At 66.8% G+C, this 22,689-nt stretch carries 14 protein-coding genes and 2 rRNA genes; 15 read left to right on the top strand and 1 reads right to left on the bottom strand.

Going from position 1 to position 22,689, the window contains the following annotated elements; translation table 11 throughout:
• The first annotated feature begins 1 nt into the window (after position 1).
• The 3 genes from pheT to GIY23_RS14690 all read left to right on the top strand — a co-directional run bounded on the left by pheT (position 2) and on the right by GIY23_RS14690 (position 5,422).
• Positions 2–2,494 (top strand): phenylalanine--tRNA ligase subunit beta, encoded by a 2,493-nt coding sequence (gene pheT / locus GIY23_RS14700; protein WP_154077178.1) that lies wholly within the window; start codon positions 2–4, stop codon positions 2,492–2,494.
• A gap of 39 nt (positions 2,495–2,533) precedes the next feature.
• Positions 2,534–4,063, top strand: coding sequence for a PucR family transcriptional regulator (locus GIY23_RS14695; RefSeq protein ID WP_154078863.1), 1,530 nt, complete (start codon positions 2,534–2,536; stop codon positions 4,061–4,063).
• A 117-nt stretch (positions 4,064–4,180) separates the two neighbouring features.
• Positions 4,181–5,422, top strand: coding sequence for an NAD(P)/FAD-dependent oxidoreductase (locus GIY23_RS14690; protein WP_154077177.1), 1,242 nt, complete (start codon positions 4,181–4,183; stop codon positions 5,420–5,422).
• Between the two features lie 178 nt (positions 5,423–5,600).
• Here the strand turns inward: GIY23_RS14690 and GIY23_RS14685 are convergent, their stop codons facing one another.
• Entirely contained in the window at positions 5,601–6,206 is a 606-nt protein-coding gene (locus tag GIY23_RS14685) for a GNAT family N-acetyltransferase (protein ID WP_187351888.1), read from the bottom strand.
• A 68-nt stretch (positions 6,207–6,274) separates the two neighbouring features.
• Here GIY23_RS14685 and argC point away from each other — a divergent pair, with 68 nt between their 5' ends.
• The 12 genes from argC (at position 6,275) to GIY23_RS14625 (ending at position 22,562) form a co-directional block, all read left to right on the top strand.
• Entirely contained in the window at positions 6,275–7,303 is a 1,029-nt protein-coding gene (argC, locus tag GIY23_RS14680) for an N-acetyl-gamma-glutamyl-phosphate reductase (protein ID WP_154077176.1), read from the top strand.
• A gap of 35 nt (positions 7,304–7,338) precedes the next feature.
• Positions 7,339–8,496, top strand: coding sequence for a bifunctional glutamate N-acetyltransferase/amino-acid acetyltransferase ArgJ (argJ, locus tag GIY23_RS14675; protein WP_154077175.1), 1,158 nt, complete (start codon positions 7,339–7,341; stop codon positions 8,494–8,496).
• A complete protein-coding gene (gene argB, locus GIY23_RS14670; protein ID WP_154077174.1) occupies positions 8,493–9,458 on the top strand; it encodes an acetylglutamate kinase in 966 nt (321 codons plus the stop codon). Before argJ ends, argB begins: the two co-directional genes overlap by 4 nt.
• Entirely contained in the window at positions 9,455–10,663 is a 1,209-nt protein-coding gene (locus GIY23_RS14665; RefSeq protein WP_228717304.1) for an acetylornithine transaminase, read from the top strand. Before argB ends, GIY23_RS14665 begins: the two co-directional genes overlap by 4 nt.
• On the top strand, positions 10,663–11,586 hold the full coding sequence (gene argF / locus GIY23_RS14660) for an ornithine carbamoyltransferase (protein WP_154077173.1): 924 nt from the start codon (positions 10,663–10,665) through the stop codon (positions 11,584–11,586). The genes GIY23_RS14665 and argF overlap by 1 nt, the downstream gene beginning before the upstream one ends.
• Entirely contained in the window at positions 11,568–12,095 is a 528-nt protein-coding gene (locus tag GIY23_RS14655) for an arginine repressor (RefSeq protein WP_407646768.1), read from the top strand. Before argF ends, GIY23_RS14655 begins: the two co-directional genes overlap by 19 nt.
• 84 nt (positions 12,096–12,179) lie before the next feature.
• Positions 12,180–13,376: an argininosuccinate synthase gene (locus tag GIY23_RS14650; protein ID WP_154077171.1), complete on the top strand. Its 1,197-nt coding sequence runs from the start codon at positions 12,180–12,182 to the stop codon at positions 13,374–13,376.
• A gap of 299 nt (positions 13,377–13,675) precedes the next feature.
• Positions 13,676–15,100, top strand: a complete 1,425-nt coding sequence (argH, locus tag GIY23_RS14645) for an argininosuccinate lyase (protein ID WP_154077170.1) — start codon at positions 13,676–13,678, stop codon at positions 15,098–15,100.
• Between the two features lie 19 nt (positions 15,101–15,119).
• Positions 15,120–15,743, top strand: a complete 624-nt coding sequence (locus GIY23_RS14640; protein ID WP_154077169.1) for a DNA-3-methyladenine glycosylase — start codon at positions 15,120–15,122, stop codon at positions 15,741–15,743.
• 33 nt (positions 15,744–15,776) lie between these two features.
• Positions 15,777–17,051: a tyrosine--tRNA ligase gene (gene tyrS, locus GIY23_RS14635; RefSeq protein ID WP_154077168.1), complete on the top strand. Its 1,275-nt coding sequence runs from the start codon at positions 15,777–15,779 to the stop codon at positions 17,049–17,051.
• A gap of 575 nt (positions 17,052–17,626) precedes the next feature.
• Positions 17,627–19,162 (top strand): 16S ribosomal RNA (locus GIY23_RS14630).
• A 305-nt stretch (positions 19,163–19,467) separates the two neighbouring features.
• A 23S ribosomal RNA gene (locus GIY23_RS14625) occupies positions 19,468–22,562 on the top strand.
• The 16S and 23S rRNA genes sit together here, the layout of an rRNA operon.
• Positions 22,563–22,689: the final 127 nt, after the last annotated feature.

Raw genomic sequence — 22,689 nt, 5'->3', positions numbered from 1 at the left:
CGTGCGGATCCCTGTTTCCTGGTTGGCCGAGCACCTGGAGCTGCCGGAGGACACGACCGCCGAGGCCGTGGCGGACGCGTTCGTCCGGATCGGCTTGGAAGTCGAGGACCTCACCCCGCTGACGCCGGTCGACGGGCCGCTGGTGGTCGGCCGGGTCGCCGAGGTCGAGGAGCTCACCGAGTTCAAGAAACCGATCCGGTTCTGCCGCGTCGAGGTCGGCGAGGACGACACGGGCGAGCAGCACCTGCAGGGCATCGTCTGCGGCGCGACGAACTTCGCCGAGGGCGACCTCGTCGTGACGGCGTTGCCGGGTGCGGTGCTGCCGGGCGGTTTCGAGATCGGCGCGCGCAAGACCTACGGTCGCATGAGCGAGGGCATGATCTGCTCGATGCGCGAGCTCGGGCTCGGCGACGACCACGAGGGCATTCTGGTGCTGCCGCCGGGATCGGCCGATCCCGGGACGGAAGCCGCCGAGCTGCTCGGACTCGACGACACCGTGATCGAGCTGGCCGTCACGCCCGACAGGGGCTACTGCTTCTCGGTGCGCGGGTTGGCGCGGGAGCTCTCGAACGCGTTCGACGTCCCGTTCGGCGACCCGGGAAACCGCCCGGTGCCCGAGGACGAACGCGAGTCCCGCCCGGTGCGGATCGACGATCCGAGTGCGTGCAGCCGGTTCGTGTTCCGCCGGGTGTCCGGCGTGGACCCGACGTCCCCGACGCCGTGGTGGATGCGGCGGCGGTTGTCGCTGGCCGGGATCCGGTCGATCTCGCTGGCGGTCGACGTCACGAACTACGTCATGCTCGAACTCGGTCAGCCGTTGCACGCCTGGGACGCCACGAAACTCTCGGGCGGGGTTACCGTCCGCCGTGCCGCACCGGGCGAGAAACTGACCACTCTGGACGACGTGCAGCGGAGTCTGGATCCGGACGACATCGTCATTTGCGACGACTCCGGCCCGGTGTCGCTGGCCGGCGTGATGGGTGGTGCCACGACCGAGATCGGCGACGGCACCACCGACGTGTTGCTGGAAGCGGCGAACTGGGATCCGAAGACGATCGCCCGCATGCTGCGCAGGCACAAGTTGCCGAGCGAGGCGGGCAAGCGTTTCGAGCGCACGGTCGACCCGGCCGTCGCGCCTGCGGCGGCGGAACTGGCTGCGCAGCTGCTCGTCCGCTACGGCGAGGCGACGATCGAACCGGGACGCACCGACGTGGGCGAGTGGTCCGCGCCGCCGCCGGTGACGATGCCGCTCGCGTTGCCGGACAAGGTCGCGGGCGTGCGCTACGAGCGTGGCGTCACGGCGCGGCGACTGACCCAGATCGGATGCCGCATCGAGGTGAGCACCTCCGACAGCGGGATCGGCCTTGTCACAGCGAGCCCGCCGAGCTGGCGGCCGGACCTGGGCCAGCCTGCCGACCTCGTCGAGGAAGTGTTGCGGCTCGAGGGATATCACACGATCCCATCCGTGCTCCCGCCGGCGCCCGCGGGACGTGGGCTGACACCCGCTCAGCGGCGGAAGAGGGCCGTCTCGCGGGCGCTGGCCCACGACGGCTACGTGGAGGTGCTGCCGTTCCCGTTCACCGGCACGGAGGAGCTCGGCAAGCTCGGTCTCACCGAGGACGACGAACGCAGGCGCGATGTGTCGCTGGTGAACCCGCTCGAGTCTGATCGCGCGCTGATGGCGACCACGCTGCTGCCGGGCTTGATCGAGGCCGTGCAGCGCAACGTCGCCCGGGGGCAACGTGACCTCGGGGTGTTCCACATCGGACAGGTGGTGCTCCCTGCGGAGCAGCGGGCTGCGGTGCCGGACGTCGGTGTCGCGGATCGGCCGTCGGCGCAGGAGCTGGCCGCGCTGCAGGCGTCACTGCCCGAGCAGCCGACCCACGTCGGTGCCGTTCTCGTGGGTCAGCGCGAACGCGCGGGCTGGTGGGGCACGGGCCGCGAGGCGGACTGGTCGGACGCGGTCGAGGCCGCGCGGACCGTGGCGCGGGCCGCGAACGTGGAGCTGACCGTCCGCAAGGGCGAGCGGAAACCGTGGCACCCCGGACGGTGTGCGGAACTGCTCGCAGGCGACGTCGTCGTCGGGTACGCAGGAGAGCTGCATCCGACCGTCGTGGAGGCGTTCGAACTACCGAAGCGGGCGTGTGCGGTGGAACTCGACCTCGACGCGTTGCCGCTGACCGAGCACCGTCCGGCCCCGGCGGTCTCGGCGTACCCGCCGGTGCTCATGGACGTGGCGCTGGTCGTCGACGACTCGGTGCCGTCGGCCGACCTGGTCGAGACGGTGCGTTCCGGGGGCGGTGAGCTGCTGGAGGACGTGCGGTTGTTCGACGTGTTCACCGGGCAGCAGGTCGGCGATGGCAAGAAGTCGCTCGCGATGGCGTTGCGGTTCCGGGCCCCGGACCGGACGTTGAAGCAGGACGAGGCCACGGAGGCGCGCGACCGTGCGGTGAGCACCGCGAAGCAGCGCCACGGCGCCGTCCTCCGCGGCTGAGCCGAGCGCCGGGCCTGATCGCGGAGGAGCGTGGTCGTGATGGTCACGTTGGACCGGTTGATCAACGTGCTCGGCGGGTACGGCGCTCGGCTTGTCTGTGCCCCGCACGGCCGGGCCGTGCGACTGCTCGGGGTCGCGGTACACGACGCCGGTGAGTTCGGCGGCGCGGACGAGGTCGTGCTCGGCGTCGGCGTGGACTCCGCCGAGCACGTCGTCTCGCTGGTGGACCGTACTCAGGCGTCGGTGGCGGTCTGCCGTGCCGAAGCGCTCGGCGAGGACGCCGTGGCGACGGCGAACGAGCGCGGTGTCGCGCTGGTCCTGGTCGACCCGGCGGTGTCGTGGGGCCAGGTGACGGGTGTCGTGTACGGCCTCGTGCTCGACGGACGGGAGACCGAGGTCGGGCGTGGGCCCACGGACCTGTTCGCACTGGCCGATTCGGTTGCCGAGGCCGTGGCCGCGCCGGTGACCATCGAGGACCAGCGGTCGCGGGTGTTGGCGTACTCGGCACGTCAGGAACGGGCGGATCAGGCCCGCTGGCAGACGATCCTGGGACGCCGCGTTCCGGAACCGGTGCGGCGGCACCTGTCGGAACGTGGCGTGTTCACGCACCTGACGCAGTCGGACGAGCCGCTGTTCGTGCCAGCTGAGCAGGATGCGCTGCTCGACGGCCGGATGGTGGCTGCGGTGCGGGCGGGACACGAACTGCTCGGGTCGATCTGGGTGGAGACGGCGCGACCTCTCGGCGACGCGGCGCGGGCCGCGTTGACCGCGGCGGCCCGAACCGCGTCGCTGCACATGTTGCGGGCCAGGGCGAGCGCGGACCTGGAACGGCAGGTCGAATCGGACCTGGTGATCGGCCTGCTCGAGGGGGTGGGCGACGCTCCGGCGGCCGCGAGTCAGCTCGGGCTGTCGGCGGAGCAGTTTCGGGTCTTGGCGATGCGGGCCCGGTCGGAACCGAGCAGTGCCGCGCCGCTGCTGTTGTTCGAGCGCGTGACCACCGGATTCGGCTGGTCCCGGCCGGGGCGCAGCGCCTTGTTCGCCGACACGGTCTACACCATCCTGCCGGGTGGTCCGGACGTGTCGAAGGTCTTGTCGTGGGTGCGTTCCCTGGACCGAGAGTTGCCGGACGACGTGTCGTTGTTCGTCGGGGTCGGTGGCAACGCGGGTTTGCGCGAGGTGGTCGCGAGCCGGCGTGAGGCGGACGAGAGCGTGGCGGTGCACACGGACCGGGGCGGTCCCGCGGTGGTCTACGACGACGCGTGGCACGAGGTGTTGTTGCGACGGCTCCGGCACGTCGCGCAGGTGGGGCGCGCACCGACGCGAGGACCTGTGGTCGAGTTGCGTCGCCACGACGCGCAGCGGGGTACCCGGTACGTCGAGACGTTACGTGCGTGGCTGGAGTGCCAGGGGGATCTCGCCGCTGCCGCGGCGCGTCTGGAGGTGCACCCGAACACGGTGCGGTACCGGATGCGCAAACTGGCGGAGGTCACCGAGGTCGACCTCGAGGACCCGAACAGTCGGCTCGCCATGATCATCGAGCTCGCGGTGGGGGAACCGTCGCTCGACTGAGCGTAGTGCGGCACGGCCAACGAATCGGTGCGGAATTGTGCGCTTTCACCAGTTCGCAGGGGCGTGCGGAGGGTCACCCTCGAGGTAACCGGATCGCCATCGAGGCTGGAGGGTGTCGTGCAGGACAAGGGTGCGCCGCGCAAGGTCGTGGTCGTGGGTGCGGGCGTCGTGGGACTGTCCACGGCGTGGTTCTTGCAGGAACACGGTGTCGAGGTGGTCGTCGTCGACCGCGACGACGTCGCGGCCGGCGCTTCGTGGGGCAACGCCGGTTATCTGTCCCCGGCCTTCACGGCACCGCTGCCGGAACCGGCGGTGCTGCGCTACGGGCTGCGAGCGCTGCTCGACCGTGACGCCCCGTTGCACGTGCCGGCGACGGTGGATCCGGGGCTGTGGGCGTTTCTGGTCGGCTTCGCCCGTCGCTGCACCCCCGGAGCGTGGAAGCGTGCGATGCGGGCGTACGCGGAGATCAACGGGGAGTCCCTCGACGCGTTCGACGTGCTGACCGACGGTGGCGTCGAGGCGAGGACGAATGCGGCTCCGATCACCGCCGCGTTCGACGACGCGAAAAGCCTCGCCGCGCTGCGGCACGAGTTCGAGTCGATGGCGCGCGTCGGCCAGGAGGTGACGGTCCGGGAGGCGGCACCCTCGGACGCCGGTGTTCCGCAGCTGTCGTCGCGGATCGAGTCGGTGCTGCGGATCGAGGGTCAGCGTTTCGTCGATCCCGGCGCGTTCGTGTGCGCGCTCGCCCGCTCGGTGCGCGAGCGCGACGGTGAGGTCCGGTCAGGATTCGAGGTCACGGTCGTGCACCAGGATGCCGGGGTGTCGGTGGAGTCGGCCGACGGCGACCTGGTCGCGGCCGACGCCGTGGTGCTGGCCACCGGAGCGTGGCTTCCTCGGTTGGCGAAACCGCTCGGAGTGCGCACCCGCGTGCAGGCGGGGCGCGGCTACTCGTTCACCGTGCCGACCGACGAGCCGGTGCCGGGCCCGGTGTACCTGCCTGCTGCGCGAGTGGCGTGCACGCCGTATCGAGGCGGACTGCGCGTGGCAGGGACGATGGAGTTCCGTTCGCCCGACGCGAGTCTGGACGAGGCTCGGGTGGAGGCCATCGTTCGCTCGGCGCGGCCGTTGCTCACCGGCGTGGCGTGGGAGGAACGAAAGGACGACTGGGTGGGGTCGCGGCCGGTCTCGGCGGACGGGTTGCCCGTGATCGGGGCGACGCGTGCGCCCGGGGTGTTCGTGGCGGGCGGCCACGGCATGTGGGGGCTCACGTTGGGCCCGTGGACGGGGCGGATGCTCGGCGATCAGATCGTCACCGGTTCTCGCCCGGCACGGCTTCGTCCCTTCGACCCGCTCCGCTGACGCGCGAACGGCACTTTCGCTCCGTCTGGTGGGGCGAGTGTGCCGTTCGCTTCGTCTGGTGGGGCGAAAGTGCCGTTCGCTTCGTCTGGTGGGGCGAAAGTGCCGTTCGCTCCGTCTGGTGGGGCGAAAGTGCCGTTCGCTCCGTCTGGCGGGGCGAAAGTGCCGTTCGCTCCCGGGTTCAGTGGTCGGTGCGTACCGCGCCGTGCAGATGCATGTCGTGCCAGCCGTCGGGATGCGGCCATGCGCTGCGGGCGGTGCCGTCCAGGACGTAGCCCGCTTTCTCGGCGACCCGGCAGGACGCGGCGTTCGCGACGGAGTGGTAGAGGCTGATCCGGTGCAGGCCGACCTCGCCGAGGGCCCACTCGGTCACGATCGCCAACGCGGTGACGGCTGCTCCGCGCCCGCGTGCTTCGGGCAGCATCCAGTAGCCGACCTCGGCGATGCCGAACGTGAGCTTGACGTTGTTCAACGCGATGCGTCCGAGAAGGGTCGTCCCGTCCGCGATCGCCCAGGACGCGACGGTCTCGGCGCCCCAGCCCTCGCGCTGGTGTTCGATCCATCGAGCGGCGTCGGCCTCGTCGTCGATGCGGCGAAAGTTCCAGAATCGCACGTCCGGGTCCTGGTAGGCGCGCACGACCGTACCGGTGTCGGCGTTGCGAAACGGACGCAGCAGCAGACCGGAATCGCTGGTCAACGTAGGCTGCTCGATGCCGCACATGCGCCCGGGGCGCACGATGGGGTCGGGATCGAGGGAACGCGGGTGCTCGAGGGTCGTGCGCCTCATCCTGCCTGTGGGGTGTGACACCGGCACTCGAATTGATTGATGTTGCATGACGGTGCATAATCATCCGCATGACGGTGCGAGCGGCGGTGGCCGGTGCGAGTGGGTACGCGGGCGGGGAACTCCTGCGCCTGCTGCTCGCTCACCCCGATGTCGAAATCGGTGCACTCACGGCGGGGAGCAACGCGGGAAGCTCCCTCGGTGAGCACCATCCCAACCTGGTCCCGCTCGCCGACCGCATGCTCGTCGACACGGCGGCGACCGAGCTCGCGGGGCACGACGTGGTGTTCCTCGCGCTGCCGCACGGACACTCCGCAGCCTTGGCGGCCGAGCTCGGCGACGACGTCGTCGTGGTGGACTGCGGCGCCGACCATCGGCTCAACGACCCGACCGCGTGGGAACGCTGGTACGGCGGCGAGCACCCCGGAACCTGGCCTTACGGCATCCCCGAACTCCCGGGTGGGCGGGACGGCCTGCGTGGCGCGAACCGGATCGCGGTGCCCGGGTGTTTCCCGACCGTGTCGTCGCTGGCGCTGGCTCCCGCGGTCGCGGCCGGAATCGTCGAGCCCGAAGCCGTCGTCGTCGCCGTCACCGGATCCTCCGGCGCGGGCCGTGCGCTCAAGCCGCATCTGCTCTCGGCCGAGGTCATGGGATCGGCGAGCGTGTACGGAGTGGGCGGGGCGCACCGCCACACTCCGGAGCTGATCCAGAACCTCTCGGCCGCTGCGGGCGGCGACGTCGCGGTGTCGTTCACCCCGGTTCTCGCGCCGATGGCGCGGGGGATCCTCGCCACGTGCAGCGCGCCGGTCCGCGACGGGGTGGACGCCGAAGCCGCGCGCAAGGTGTACGACCAGGCCTACGGCGACGAGCCGTTCGTCCACGTGCTGCCCGAGGGGAGTTGGCCGCAAACCTCGGCGACGGTCGGGGCGAACACGGTGCACCTGCAGCTCACCATCGATTGGGACGCCGGGCGCCTCGTGGTCGTCGGCGCCGAGGACAATCTGACCAAGGGCACCGCCGGGGGAGCGGTGCAGTGCATGAACCTCGCGCTTGGCCTCGACGAGACCGCCGGCCTCCCGGTCGCCGGGCTCGCGCCGTGAGCGACAAGAGCGAAGCCCCCGAACGAGGAGTAGCGATGGGCGTGACCGGACCGGCCGGGTTCCGGGCGGCGGGTGTGGCCGCCGCGATCAAGGGTTCCGGCGCGCGCGACCTCGCACTGGTCGTCAACGACGGACCACTCGACGCGGCGGCAGGCGTGTTCACCACCAACAAGGTCAAGGCCGCGCCGGTGTTGTGGTCGCAGCAAGTGCTGACCCAGCGGCGACTACGGGCGGTCGTGCTCAACTCCGGCGGCGCGAACGCCTGCACCGGCAGCGGCGGGTTCCAGGATGCGCACGCCACGGCCGAGAAAGTCGGACAGGCCCTCGGGTGTGGAGCGATCGAGGTCGCCGTGTGCTCCACCGGTCTCATCGGTGAACGGTTGCCCATGGACGCCGTGCTGTCCGGCGTGGACAGTGCGGCGAATGCGCTCGGTGGCCACGACCAGGACGCCGAGAACGCCGCGGAGGCCGTTCTGACCACCGACAGCCGTCCCAAGCAAGTGCATCTCCAGCGGCAGGGGTGGTCCGTCGGGGGCTTTGCCAAGGGCGCCGGGATGCTGGCCCCGAACATGGCCACGATGCTCGCGGTGCTGACCACCGACGCGGTGGTGGAGGGCGCCGTCCTGGACAGTGCGTTGCGGTCGGCCACGCGGGTCACGTTCGGTCGGCTCGACGTGGACGGGGGCACGTCCACCAACGACACGGTACTCGTGCTCGCCTCCGGAGCGTCGGGTGTACGGATCACGGAGGACGAGCTGGCCGCTGGTCTCCGCGAAGCGTCGCAGGGTCTCGTCCGGCAGTTGCAGGCGGATGCCGAAGGTGCGACCAAAGCCGTCGACATCACGGTTCGCGGTGCCGTCAGCGAGCAGGAAGCAGTCCACATCGGACGTGTCATCGCGGAAGACAACCTGGTCAAGACGGCGCTGTTCGGCTCCGACCCGAACTGGGGACGGATCGCGATGGCACTCGGCCGCGCCGACGCGAAGATCGACGTCGACCGGATGGAGATCCTCACCAACGGTGTCTCGCTCTACGCCGACGGTGCGCCGCAGGCCGATCGGTCCGACGCGGACCTCACCGGTCGGGACATCGAGATCGTGATCGACCTGCACCTCGGCGCCGAGCAGGCCACCATCCTGTCCACCGACCTCTCGCACGCCTACGTCGAAGAGAACAGCGCGTACTCGTCATGACCGGTACGAGTGACCGCAACCAGTTGACGGAGCCGGCGAACGCCGACCCCGCCGAGCGGCTCGCCGTCGCCGGTGAGAAGGCCCGCGTGCTCGTCGAGGCGCTGCCGTGGTTGCGCCGGTTCCACGGTGCGACCGTGGTCGTCAAGTACGGCGGCAACGCGATGATCGACGAGAACCTCAAGCGTGCCTTCGCCGAGGACATGGTGTTCCTGCGACTCGCCGGTCTGCACCCGGTCGTCGTGCACGGCGGCGGCCCGCAGATCAGCTCGATGCTGGAACGCCTCGACATGCCGGGTGAGTTCCGCGGCGGACTCCGGGTCACGACACCGGAGACGATGGACGTCGTGCGCATGGTGCTCGTCGGTCAGGTCGGCCGCGAACTCGTCGGCCTGATCAACCAGCACGGCCCGCACGCCGTCGGCATGTCCGGCGAGGACGCGCACCTGTTCACCGCGCAACGGCGTGGCGCCACCGTGGACGGTGAGGCCGTTGACATCGGTCTCGTCGGCGACGTCGTGTCGGTCAACCCGGACGCCGTGGTCGACCTGATCGCGGGCGGTCGCATCCCTGTCGTGTCCACTGTGGCCCCGGACGCGGACGGCGTGGTGCACAACGTCAACGCCGACACGGCCGCCGGAGCGCTCGCGACCGCTCTCGGCGCGCAGAAACTCGTGGTGCTCACCGACGTCGAGGGGCTCTACACCGACTGGCCCGACCGATCCTCCCTGGTCTCCCAGATCGCCGAACGCCGCCTCGCGGAACTGCTTCCGACGCTGGATTCCGGGATGATCCCGAAGATGGAGTCGTGCCTGCGCGCGGTCCGGGGCGGAGTCCCGCAGGCGCACGTCATCGACGGCAGGCTCGCGCACTCGGTCCTGCTCGAAGTGTTCACCAGTGCCGGCGTCGGCACCATGGTGCTGCCCGATGCTCGAACCGAACGGACGGAAGGCGAAACCTCATGAGCAGCATGCCTGCGGCAGGCAACGTCGCCGGAGTGAAGCGCTGGCAGGAGTCCATGATGGACAACTACGGGACTCCGCAGCTCACACTGGTGCGAGGTTCCGGGTGCGAGGTCACCGACGCCGACGGCAGGACCTACCTCGACCTCGTCGGCGGCATCGCCGTCAACGCACTCGGACACGCGCATCCGGCTGTCGTGCAGGCGGTGACCGACCAGATCGGACGGCTCGGACACGTCTCGAACTTCTACGCGCACGAACCCGGACTACGCCTGGCCGAGGAACTCCTCGACCTGCTCGGCGCCCGCGGGAACGGGCGGGTGCTGTTCTGCAACTCCGGCGCCGAGGCCAACGAGACGGCATTCAAGCTCGCCCGGCTCACCGGCCGGGCGAAGGTCGTGGCCACCGAAGGTGGGTTCCACGGACGTACCATGGGCGCGCTCGCCCTCACCGGGCAGCCGAGCAAGCAGGCACCGTTCGAACCGCTGCCGCACGGAGTCGTCCACGTCCCCTACGGTGACATCTCCGCGCTCGAGTCCGAAGTGGACAGCGACACCGCCGCGATCGTGCTCGAACCCATCCAGGGCGAGAACGGCGTCGTCGTGCCTCCGGAAAGCTACCTCCAACAGGCACGGGCGCTCGCGTCGAAGACCGGAGCGCTGCTCGTCCTCGACGAGGTGCAGACGGGCATTGGCCGCACGGGCCACTGGTTCGCCTTCCAACGGTGCGGAATCGTGCCCGACATCGTGACTCTCGCCAAGGGCCTCGGCGGCGGACTCTCGCTCGGGGCGTGCCTGACCCTGGGCGATGCCGCGACGCTGTTCGGCCCCGGCCAGCACGGCACCACTTTCGGCGGCAACCCGGTCGCCTGCGCCGCCGCCAGTGCCGTGCTGCACACGATCGCCGACGACGGGCTGCTGGAACACGCGGACACCACCGGCAAGAACCTCGTCGACGCCGTCCAACGGCTCGCTCATCCCCAGATCACCCACCTGCGTGGCGCCGGACTCCTCATCGGGATCGGACTCGCCCAAGCCGTGGCCCCGCAGGTGGTGGCGAACGCGCAACGCGCGGGCTATCTCGTCAACGCCGTCAACCCGACCACGGTCCGGCTGGCACCACCGCTGATCCTGCACCCCCGACAGGTGCAGAGCTTCGTCGAGCACCTGCCCGAGCTGCTGCCCGTCCCCGCCGAGGTGAACACCTGATGCTGCGCCACTTCCTGCGCGACGACGACCTGACCCCCGAGGAACAGACCGCGATCCTCGACCTCGCCGACGAGTTCAAGAAGAACCCGCACGGCAACCCCGTGCTCGCCGGACCCCGCTCGGTCGCGGTCCTGTTCGAGAAGGTCTCCACCCGCACCCGGCTGTCGTTCGAGGTCGGCATCGCGCAGCTCGGCGGCCACCCCGTCATCGTCGACGGACGCACGATGCAGCTCGGCCGCGAAGAGACCATCGAGGACACCGCCCGGGTCCTCGGTCGCTACGTCGACGCCGTCGTCTGGCGGACCTTCGCCCAGGCACGGATCGAGGCGATGGCCGCCGGTTCCGACGTCCCGGTGATCAACGCGCTCACCAACGAGTTCCACCCGTGCCAGGTGCTCGCCGACCTGCAGACGATCCGCGAACGGTGCGGGCACCTCGCCGGGCTCACCCTGACCTACCTCGGCGACGGTGCCAACAACATGGCGCACTCGTTGCTCGTCGGCGGCGCCACCGCGGGGATGCACGTCCGTATCGGTGCGCCGCAGGGATTCGCACCGGAACAATGGGTCCTCGACGCGGCGAACGCGCGCGCGACCGAGACCGGCGGCTCGGTGCAGGTGCTGACCGATCCGCGCGGCTGCGTCGACGGCGCCGACGTGCTCGTCACCGACTCCTGGACCTCGATGGGCCAGGAGAACGACGGCAAGGACCGGCTCGCACCGTTCCAGCCTTACCAGGTCAACACCGAACTCCTCGCCGCCACGGGAAAACCGGGAACCTTCGTGCTGCACTGCCTTCCCGCCCACCGCGGGCGGGAGATCACCGACGAGGTCCTCGACGGCCCCGCCAGTGCCGTCTTCGACGAAGCCGAGAATCGGCTGCACGCCCAGAAAGCACTGCTGGCATGGGTGATGCAGCCGTGACCACCACCCGGGCGGCCCGCCAGGCGCGGATCGTCGACCTCGTCTCCAGCATGGCCGTTCGCAGCCAGACCGAACTCGCGAAGTTGCTGGCCGACGACGGCATCGACGTCACGCAGGCGACCCTGTCCCGCGACCTCGACGAACTCGGAGCCGTGAAACTCCGCGGCGCCGACGGGGGAGCGGCCGTCTACGTCGTCCCCGAGGACGGTAGCCCCGTGCGCGGTATCCAGGGAGGTACCTCCCGGCTCACCCGCCTGCTCGCCGAACTCCTCGTCGGCTCGGACGGTTCCGGCAACATCACCGTCCTGCGCACCCCACCCGGAGCCGCACAATTCCTCGCCAGCGCCATCGACCGGGCGGCACTGCTGGAGGTGGTCGGCACCATCGCAGGCGACGACACGCTCATGGTCGTCGCCCGCGAACCGCTCACCGGCCTCGACCTCGCCGAACGGTTCACCGCGATGGCCGCGGGCGAACGAAGACCCGAAGCGGACGAACAGACCGGCTGAGCGGACCGGCATCCGCAGGTACCCGGACCGCCTCGCTCGTCAGCGAGAACGCGTGGTCCACAACAGACGCAAAGGAGCACAATCATGAGTGAGCGGGTCGTACTCGCCTACTCCGGCGGCCTCGACACCTCCGTGGCCATCGGATGGATCGCCGAGGAAACCGGCGCCGAGGTCGTCGCCGTCGCCGTCGACGTCGGCCAGGGCGGCGAAGACCTCGAAGAGGTCCGCAAACGGGCCCTCGACTGCGGTGCGGTCGAAGCCGTCGTCGCCGACGCCCGCGACGAATACGCCGAGCAGTACTGCCTGCCGGCACTCCAGACCAACGCCCTCTACATGGACCGCTATCCGTTGGTCTCGGCCTTGTCCCGGCCGCTGATCGTCAAGCACCTCACCGACGCCGCCGCCCAGACCGGCGCCACGACCGTCTCGCACGGCTGCACCGGCAAGGGCAACGACCAGGTGCGGTTCGAGGTCGGCATCGGCGCCCTCGCACCCGATCTCAAGGTCATCGCACCCGTCCGCGACTTCGCATGGACCCGGGAGAAGGCGATCGCCTGGGCCGAGGACCGCGACCTGCCCATCGACGTCAACAAGAAGTCCCCGTACTCCATCGACCAGAACGTGTGGGGACGCGCCGTCGAAACCGGCTTCCTCGAAGACATCTGGAACGCGCCCATCGAGGACGTCTACTCCTACACCCAGGACCCGTCGCAGCCCCGTGATCCCGACGAAGTCGTCATCACCTTCGACAAGGGCGTGCCGGTGGCCATCGACGGTGAGACGGTCACCGTGCTGCAAGCCATCCAGCAGCTCAACCAGCGTGCCGGCAACCAGGGCGTCGGCAGGCTCGACATGGTCGAAGACCGCCTCGTGGGCATCAAGAGCCGCGAGGTCTACGAAGCACCCGGTGCGCTCGCGCTCATCACCGCACACCAGGAACTCGAAGACGTCACGCTCGAACGTGATCTCGCCCGGTTCAAGCGGACCGTCGCCCAACGCTGGGGCGAACTCGTCTACGACGGGCTCTGGTTCTCCCCGCTGAAGAACGCGCTCGACTCCTTCGTCGCCGACTCGCAACAGCACGTCTCCGGCGAGATCCGGATGACGCTGCACGGCGGACGCGCCGTCGTCAACGGCCGCAGGAGCGACGCGTCGCTGTACGACTTCAACCTCGCCACCTACGACGAAGGGGACACCTTCGACCAGGGGTTGGCGAAGGGGTTCGTGCAGTTGTGGGGACTCCCCTCCAAGATCGCCGCGAAGCGGGATCTCGGGAGTTGAGGTTTCGGCTGGTCTGATCGTCTGGCTGGTCTGCGCTGCCGGGTGCGGTTTCGTTCTTGGTCGGTTCGCCCGGTGCGAGTGGCGGAACCTCAGGGCGTCTTCTCGCTGCGGGAGTGCCTTCTTGAGTAGCGGCCTACGCTGCGAAGGCACTGTCCTCGCGAGAAGACGCCCTGAGAACCCGCAGCGGTGCCGGATGGTGTGGGTGGAGGGAATCGGGTTCGCCGATTTCCAGACGATGGTCCGGGTGTCTGCGCCCCGGGTGTCGTGAGTATCGGTTGTCGTTGTGTGAAGGGGATGTTGTGACCGAGCAGGATGGGTCGGGGTCGACCAAGTTGTGGGGTGGACGGTTCGCGTCGGGGCCTGCCGAGGCGATGGCGCGACTGAGTCTGTCCACGCACGTCGACTGGCGACTCGCTCCGTACGACATCGCGGGATCGCGAGCGCACGCACGGGTGCTCCACCATGCTGGGCTGCTTACCGACGACGAACTCCAACGCATGCACGACGGGCTCGACGTCCTCGCCGGCGACGTCGAATCCGGTGCGTTCCAGCCGGTTCTCGACGACGAAGACGTCCACACCGCGCTCGAACGGGGTCTGCTCGAACGGGTCGGAGCCGACCTCGGTGGCAAACTGCGAGCAGGCCGCTCCCGTAACGACCAGGTCGCGACGCTGTTCCGCATGTGGCTGCGGGACGCCACTGGCCGCGTGGCCACCGGAGTCCTCGACGTGGTCGAAGCACTCACCTCGCAAGCCGCCGCACACCCCGACACCGTCCTGCCAGGGCGGACACACCTCCAGCACGCGCAACCGGTCCTGCTCGCGCACCATCTGCTCGCGCACTGCCAGGCGCTGCTGCGTGACGTCGCGCGGTTGCGCGACTGGGACGCCCGCACCGCCTACTCGCCGTACGGCTCGGGCGCGCTCGCCGGATCGTCGCTCGGGCTCGATCCGCAAGCCGTGGCCGAAGAACTCGGGTTCGACGCGGCCGTGGACAACTCCATCGACGGTACCTCCAGCCGCGACTTCGCAGCGGAGTCGGCGTTCTGCTTCGCGATGCTGGGAGTGAACCTCTCCCGGATCGCCGAGGAAGTCGTCATCTGGAACACCGCCGAGTTCGGCTACGTCACGCTGGACGACGCGTGGGCCACCGGCAGTTCCATCATGCCACAGAAGAAGAATCCCGACGTCGCCGAACTCGCGCGCGGCAAATCCGGCACCATGATCGGAAACCTCACCGGACTGCTCGCCACTCTGAAGGCGCAGCCGCTCGCCTACAACCGGGATCTGCAGGAGGACAAGCAGCCGGTGTTCGACTCCGTCGAGCATCTCGAACTTCTGCTGCCCGCGATGACGGGCATGATGGGCACGCTGACGTTCCACACGGGACGGCTCGCCGAGCTCGCACCGGCCGGATTCACGCTGGCCACCGACATCGCCGAGTGGCTCGTTCGCCGAGGTGTCCCGTTCCGCGTCGCGCACGAGGCCTCCGGTGAATGCGTGCGGCTCGCCGAACGAGGCGACGTCGGGCTCGACGAGCTCACCGACACCGAACTCGCCGGCGTACACCCGGCTCTGACCCCGGAAGTTCGGGACGTCCTCACTGTCGCGGGCTCGATCGCCTCTCGCGATGCTCACGGCGGCACGGCTGCGCCGCGGGTCGCCGAACAGCTCGACCGCGTGCGCTCGGCCGTGCGCGACCACCGAGCCCGGTTCGGCGACTGACGCCGGTACGGTGCGCGCCGTGAGCATCGTGACCCGGCCGGACCTCGCCCACGACCCGCTGCGGGTCGCCCGCGACCTTCTCGGCAGCGAGATCGCCTCGGACACGCCCGAGGGGACCGTGCGCCTGCGTGTCGTCGAGGTCGAGGCCTACCGGGGATACGACGACCCGGCGTCACACTGCTATCGCGGCCGGACCGAGCGCAACGCCGTTATGTTCGGGCCTGCCGGGCACCTGTACGTGTACTTCGTCTACGGCATGCACTTCTGCATCAACGTGGTGACGCTCACCGACGACGAACCCGGCGCGGTGCTGCTTCGGGCCGGCGAAGTCCTGGACGGTGTCGACCTCGCCCGCAAGCGCCGCCCGGCCGCACGTAAGGACACCCAGCTCGCCGACGGACCCGCCAAACTTGCCGGCGCACTGGGGATCACGCGGGAGCACAATGGCACCGACCTCACCGCCCCGGGCTCCTCGATCCGGTTGCTGACCGGGACCACCGTCGACGAACACGACGTGCGCACCGGCCCGCGAGTCGGAGTGGCGACGGCCCAGGACTTCCCGTGGCGGTTGTGGGTCGCGGGTTCCCCGGCGGTGAGCACCTACCGCCGCGGTGGGCGGGTGCGGGTCCGGGACCTGGGGTGACGCCCGCTGGAGTGTATGCGCCAAACTGGACTCGTGAGTGAGCACATCCTTGACGAGCTGTCCTGGCGCGGTCTGATCGCGCAGTCCACCGACCTCGACGCACTGCGCGCCGACCTCGACGAGGGCCCGCTCACGTTCTACGGCGGCTTCGACCCGACCGCTCCCAGCCTGCACGCCGGCCACCTCGTGCCGATGCTCGCGTTGCGCCGCCTGCAGCGGGCGGGACACCGTCCGATCGCGCTCGCGGGAGGCGCCACCGGACTCATCGGTGACCCCCGGGACGTGGGGGAGCGCAACCTGCACGACGAGGACACCGTTCGGGAGTGGACCGACGGGGTCGGATCGCAGCTGGAGAAGTTTCTCGACTTCGACGATCCAAGGACCGGCGCGATCATGGTCAACAACGCGGACTGGACGGCGAACCTGCCGGTGACCGCGTTCCTCCGGGACATCGGCAAGCACTTCTCCCTCAACACGATGCTCTCGAGGGAGACGGTGAAGCGTCGTCTCGAAACCGACGGGATGTCCTACACCGAGTTCAGCTACATGCTGTTGCAGGCCAATGATTACGTGCAGCTCTACCGCAAGTACGGCGCACGCCTGCAACTCGGCGGTTCGGACCAATGGGGCAACATCGTGGCCGGAGTCGATCTCTTGCGGCGGCAGGAATCCGTGGTCGCGCACGCGATCACCCACCCGTTGGTCACCGACGCCGAGGGGCGGAAGTTCGGCAAGTCCACTGGTGGCGGCAGTGTCTGGCTCGACCCGGAGATGACGTCGCCGTACGCCTGGTACCAGTACTTCGTGAACACCGCCGACGCCGACGTCGGACGATACCTGCGGTTGTTCACCTTCCTCGGTGCCGAGGAGATCGCAGAGCTCGAGCAGAGCACGATCGAGAAGCCGCAGCTTCGTGCCGCGGCGCGGCGGCTCGCCGAGGAGCTCACCACGCTTGTGCACGGCGAACGTCAGACGCGACAGGTCGTGGCCGCGAGCCAGGCCCTCTTCGGTCGTGGCGAGCTCGCGGACCTGGACGCCTCTACGCTGCGGGCGGCGATGGGGGAGGCACCGACCGGGGAAGTGGCCCTGAGCGACTCGACGACGATCGTGACGCTGCTCGTGGAGTCCGGTCTCGCAACCAGCAACGGTGCCGCCCGCCGCACGATCAAGGAGGGCGGCGCGTACGTCAACAACGTCAAGATCACCGATGAGAGCTGGACGCCGAGCACCGACGATCTGCTGCACGGCGAATGGCTGGTGGTTCGGCGTGGCAAGCGACACACTGCGGGGATCAAGGCCGTGAACTAGGCTGCGGTCGACGACGAAAACGGTTCGTGAGCTGCACAAAACTCGTTTTCGACGCCGGTGAAGCGTGATTTGACGTGGCGTCCACCGGCGCGTAACTTCGATGAAGTCAGCACGGAACGGGCCGGGTTCGGACCGGGTGTTGGGGATCGTGAAGGTGGCACGGTTGTGGTGCTGGAGTAGCGGTCCGTGTTTCCTTGCCTCGCAGTGTGGCTGCCGATGTGTCGGTGGTTGTGGCGCGGGTGGGGTTTGATAATAGTTGTATGTGGTTCCCCGATGTGGTTCGTCGGGTGAGGTTCCGGCCCGATCGGGTCGGGTGGCCCCCCGGTGAGTCGCTGAGATCCGTGTGGGTTAGGGTGGAGCCAGAACGGAACGCGGAAGTGTTCCGGACGCGATAACGATGACGCTTGCTTGGTGGCCTTGTTGTGGGGTTGCTGGGTTGTGCGTGTGTTCTTTGAGATCTCAACAGTGTGCCGATGTTTTGTGGTTGGTGGTTTGGCTGCCTGGCCTGCGTTGTGTGGGTTGGGTGGTTTTGTTTTTGTGCCAACTGTTTTTGTTGGTCAGGTTTTGAATGATCCTTGTTGGAGAGTTTGATCCTGGCTCAGGACGAACGCTGGCGGCGTGCTTAACACATGCAAGTCGAACGCTGAAGCCCTTTCGGGGGTGGATGAGTGGCGAACGGGTGAGTAACACGTGGGTAATCTGCCCTGTACTTCGGGATAAGCCTTGGAAACGGGGTCTAATACCGGATAGGACCTGTCCTCGCATGGGGGTGGGTGGAAAGTTCCGGCGGTATGGGATGAGCCCGCGGCCTATCAGCTTGTTGGTGGGGTAGTGGCCTACCAAGGCGACGACGGGTAGCCGGCCTGAGAGGGTGACCGGTCACACTGGGACTGAGACACGGCCCAGACTCCTACGGGAGGCAGCAGTGGGGAATCTTGCGCAATGGGCGAAAGCCTGACGCAGCAACGCCGCGTGGGGGATGACGGCCTTCGGGTTGTAAACCTCTTTCGACATCGACGAAGGGGCCCTGTTGTGGGGTTTTGACGGTAGGTGTAGAAGAAGCACCGGCTAACTACGTGCCAGCAGCCGCGGTAATACGTAGGGTGCGAGCGTTGTCCGGATTTATTGGGCGTAAAGAGCTCGTAGGCGGTTTGTCGCGTCGGCCGTGAAAACCTGCCGCTTAACGGTGGGCGTGCGGTCGATACGGGCAGACTTGAGTTCGGTAGGGGAGACTGGAATTCCTGGTGTAGCGGTGAAATGCGCAGATATCAGGAGGAACACCGGTGGCGAAGGCGGGTCTCTGGGCCGATACTGACGCTGAGGAGCGAAAGCGTGGGGAGCGAACAGGATTAGATACCCTGGTAGTCCACGCCGTAAACGTTGGGCGCTAGGTGTGGGGACTGTTTCCACGGTTTCCGTGCCGTAGCTAACGCATTAAGCGCCCCGCCTGGGGAGTACGGCCGCAAGGCTAAAACTCAAAGGAATTGACGGGGGCCCGCACAAGCGGCGGAGCATGTGGATTAATTCGATGCAACGCGAAGAACCTTACCTGGGTTTGACATGCACCAGATTGCCGTGGAGACATGGTTTCCCTTGTGGTTGGTGTACAGGTGGTGCATGGCTGTCGTCAGCTCGTGTCGTGAGATGTTGGGTTAAGTCCCGCAACGAGCGCAACCCTTATCCCGTGTTGCCAGCACATGATGGTGGGGACTCGCGGGAGACTGCCGGGGTCAACTCGGAGGAAGGTGGGGATGACGTCAAGTCATCATGCCCCTTATGTCCAGGGCTTCACACATGCTACAATGGCCGGTACAATGGGTGGCGATACTGTGAGGTGGAGCGAATCCCATAAAGCTGGTCTCAGTTCGGATCGGGGTCTGCAACTCGACCTCGTGAAGTCGGAGTCGCTAGTAATCGCAGATCAGCAGTGCTGCGGTGAATACGTTCCCGGGCCTTGTACACACCGCCCGTCACGTCACGAAAGTCGGTAACACCCGAAGCTCATGGCCCAACCGGTTGTCCGGGGGGAGTGGTCGAAGGTGGGACCGGCGATTGGGACGAAGTCGTAACAAGGTAGCCGTACCGGAAGGTGCGGCTGGATCACCTCCTTTCTAAGGAGCAAACATCGTGTCCATGTCTGGTGTGGTTGCGTGCGTGTTGCGTGTGTGGCTGTGCTGGGTGTGGGGTGTGCCTGCTGTGCATGGGCGGATGTTCCGTGTGGTGGGTGTGCTCGAAGAGTTGTGGAAACGCTAATCACTGGTCGGCTGGTTCTGCTCGTGTTGTGGGTGGGGTTGGTCGTGATGTCGGTGCACTGTTGGGTTTTGAGGGAACACACGGGTGTGTGTTGTCTGGTTGTTGTTTGAGAACTGTATAGTGGATGCGAGCATCTTGTTTTTGTCTTGTGTTTCTGGTTTGTGTGTAAGTTGTATTGGGCACACGGTGGATGCCTAGGTACCAGGGGCCGATGAAGGACGTGGGAGGCTGCGATATGCCTCGGGGAGTTGTCAACCGAGCTGTGATCCGAGGATGTCCGAATGGGGAAACCCAGCCCGAGTGATGTCGGGTTACCTGCATCTGAATGTATAGGGTGTGGGGGGTATACGCGGGGAAGTGAAACATCTTAGTACCCGTAGGAAGAGAAAACAATTGTGATTCCGTGAGTAGTGGCGAGCGAAAGCGGAGGTTGGCTAAACCGTGCATGTGGGAGACCCGGCAGGGGTTGCGTGTGCGGGGTTGTGGGGCGTTGTTGGAGGGGTCTGCCGGCCCTTCAGCGTGGCTGCGTGGGTTAGTTGAACAGGTTGGGATGCCTGGCCGGAGTGGGTGAGAGTCCCGTAGGCGAAAATCTGCGTGGTGTGTGTGATGGCGTGCCCGAGTAGCAGTGTTTCCGTGGAGGGCGCTGTGAATCTGGCGGGACCACCCGTTAAGCCTGAATACTGCCTGGTGACCGATAGTGGAGAGTACCGTGAGGGAATGGTGAAAAGTACCCCGGGAGGGGAGTGAAAGAGTTCCTGAAACCGTGTGCCTGCAATCCGTCAGAGCTGTGGCTGCCCCTGTTGGGGTGGTGGTGATGGCGTGCCTTTTGAAGAATGAGCCTGCGAGTTGCTGCTGCGTGGCGAGGTTAACCCGGGTGGGGTAGCCGGAGCGAAAGCGAGTCTGAAGAGGGCGTTGGAGTCGCGTGGTGCAGACCCGAAGCGGAGTGATCTACCCATGGCCAGGGTGAAGCGCGGGTAAGACCGTGTGGAGGCCCGAACCCACCAGGGTTGAAAACCTGGGGGATGAGCTGTGGGTAGGGGTGAAAGGCCAATCAAACTTCGTGATAGCTGGTTCTCCCCGAAATGCATTTAGGTGCAGCGTTGCGTGGTGCCCGGGTGGGGTAGAGCACTGGTTGGTTGATGGGCCTTTACGGGTTACTGACGTCAGCCAAACTCCGAATACGCCTGTGGTGGAGCGTGGCAGTGAGACGGCGGGGGAAAAGCTTCGTCGTCGAGAGGGAAACAGCCCAGAACACCGGCTAAGGCCCCGAAGTGTGTGCTTAGTGGGAAAGGATGTGGGATCGCAGAGACAACCAGGAGGTTGGCTTAGAAGCAGCCATCCTTGAAAGAGTGCGTAATAGCTCACTGGTCAAGTGGTCCTGCGCCGACAATGTAGCGGGGCTGAAGTACACCGCCGAAGCCGTGTCGCTCACACTGTGTGTGGGTGGGTAGGGGAGCGTCCTGTATCCGGTGAAGCATCTCTGTGAGGGGGTGTGGAGGGTGTGGGAGTGAGAATGCAGGCATGAGTAGCGAGAGCAGAGTGAGAATCTCTGCCGCCGGATGACCAAGGGTTCCTGGGGCAGGTTCGTCCGCCCAGGGTGAGTCGGGGCCTAAGGCGAGGCCGACAGGCGTAGTCGATGGAGAACGGGTTGATATTCCCGTACCCGTGTGCACGCGCCCATGGCGAGTCCCGTGAGACTAACCACCCGCTGCTGACGGGGGTCTTCGGATCCTGGTTGGTGGTGCGTGGGACCTGAGTGGGTAGTAGTCAAGTGATGGGGTGACGCAGGAGGGTAGCCCTGCCGGTGAGTGGTAGTACCGGTGTAAGCCTGTAGCCCGTTGTCCAGGGAAATCCGGGCAGCGTGTGGGTGAGAGGTGAGGCGTAGCCGTGGTGGTGAAGTGGGTGATCCCGTGCTGTCGAGAAAAGCCTCTAGCGATGTGTGTGCACGGCCCGTACCCGAAACCGACACAGGTGGTCAGGTAGAGAATACCGAGGCGGTCGGGTGAACTGTGGTTAAGGAACTCGGCAAAATGCCCCCGTAACTTCGGGAGAAGGGGGGCCATGTCTGGTGATCCACCGTGCGTGGGGAGCTGGGTGTGGCCGCAGAGACCAGGGAGAAGCGACTGTTTACTAAAAACACAGGTCCGTGCGAAGTCGTAAGACGAGGTATACGGACTGACGCCTGCCCGGTGCTGGAACGTTAAGAGGACCCGTTAACCATCTTTGGGTGGTGAAGCGGAGAATTTAAGCGCCAGTAAACGGCGGTGGTAACTATAACCATCCTAAGGTAGCGAAATTCCTTGTCGGGTAAGTTCCGACCTGCACGAATGGCGTAACGACTTCTCCGCTGTCTCGACCACAGGCCCGGTGAAATTGCAATACGAGTAAAGATGCTCGTTTCGCGCGGCAGGACGGAAAGACCCCGGGACCTTTACTATAGCTTGGTATTGGTGTTTGGTTCGGCTTGTGTAGGATAGGTGGGAGACTGTGAAGCGTTCACGCTAGTGGGTGTGGAGTCGTTGTTGAAATACCACTCTGGTCGTTCCGGGCATCTCAACCTCGGGCCCTGATCGGGTTCAGGGACAGTGCCTGGTGGGTAGTTTAACTGGGGCGGTTGCCTCCTAAAGGGTAACGGAGGCGCCCAAAGGTTCCCTCAGCCTGGTTGGCAATCAGGTGTTGAGTGTAAGTGTATAAGGGAGCTTGACTGTGAGACTGACGGGTCGAGCAGGTGCGAAAGCAGGGACTAGTGATCCGGCACTGGCTGGTGGAAGCGGTGTCGCTCAACGGATAAAAGGTACCCCGGGGATAACAGGCTGATCTTCCCCAAGAGTCCATATCGACGGGATGGTTTGGCACCTCGATGTCGGCTCGTCGCATCCTGGGGCTGGAGTTGGTCCCAAGGGTTGGGCTGTTCGCCCATTAAAGCGGCACGCGAGCTGGGTTTAGAACGTCGTGAGACAGTTCGGTCCCTATCCGCCGCGCGCGTAGGAGACTTGCGGAAGGCTGTCCCTAGTACGAGAGGACCGGGACGGACGGACCTCTGGTGTGCCAGTTGTCCCGCCAGGGGCACGGCTGGTTGGCTACGTTCGGAAGGGATAACCGCTGAAAGCATCTAAGCGGGAAGCCCGTTCCCAGATGAGGTCTCCCACCCCGTTGTGGGTTAAGGCCCCCACCAGATCAGTGGGTTGATAGGCCCGACATGGACACCCAGTAATGGGCGGAGTGGACGGGTACTAATAGGCCGAGGACTTACCACAACCACACCACAAACACACGCGACAACCACGCGATCTTGCATCCACTATACGGTATCTGAAACAACAACCACCCCCACCACACACACGTGTGGAACCGGGGGCTCGGCACAGTTGAATACGCACAACAC

The sequence above is a fragment of the Allosaccharopolyspora coralli genome (genome assembly GCF_009664835.1).
Lineage (GTDB): Bacteria > Actinomycetota > Actinomycetes > Mycobacteriales > Pseudonocardiaceae > Allosaccharopolyspora > Allosaccharopolyspora coralli.
This window is presented reverse-complemented; position numbering and strand designations above follow the sequence as displayed.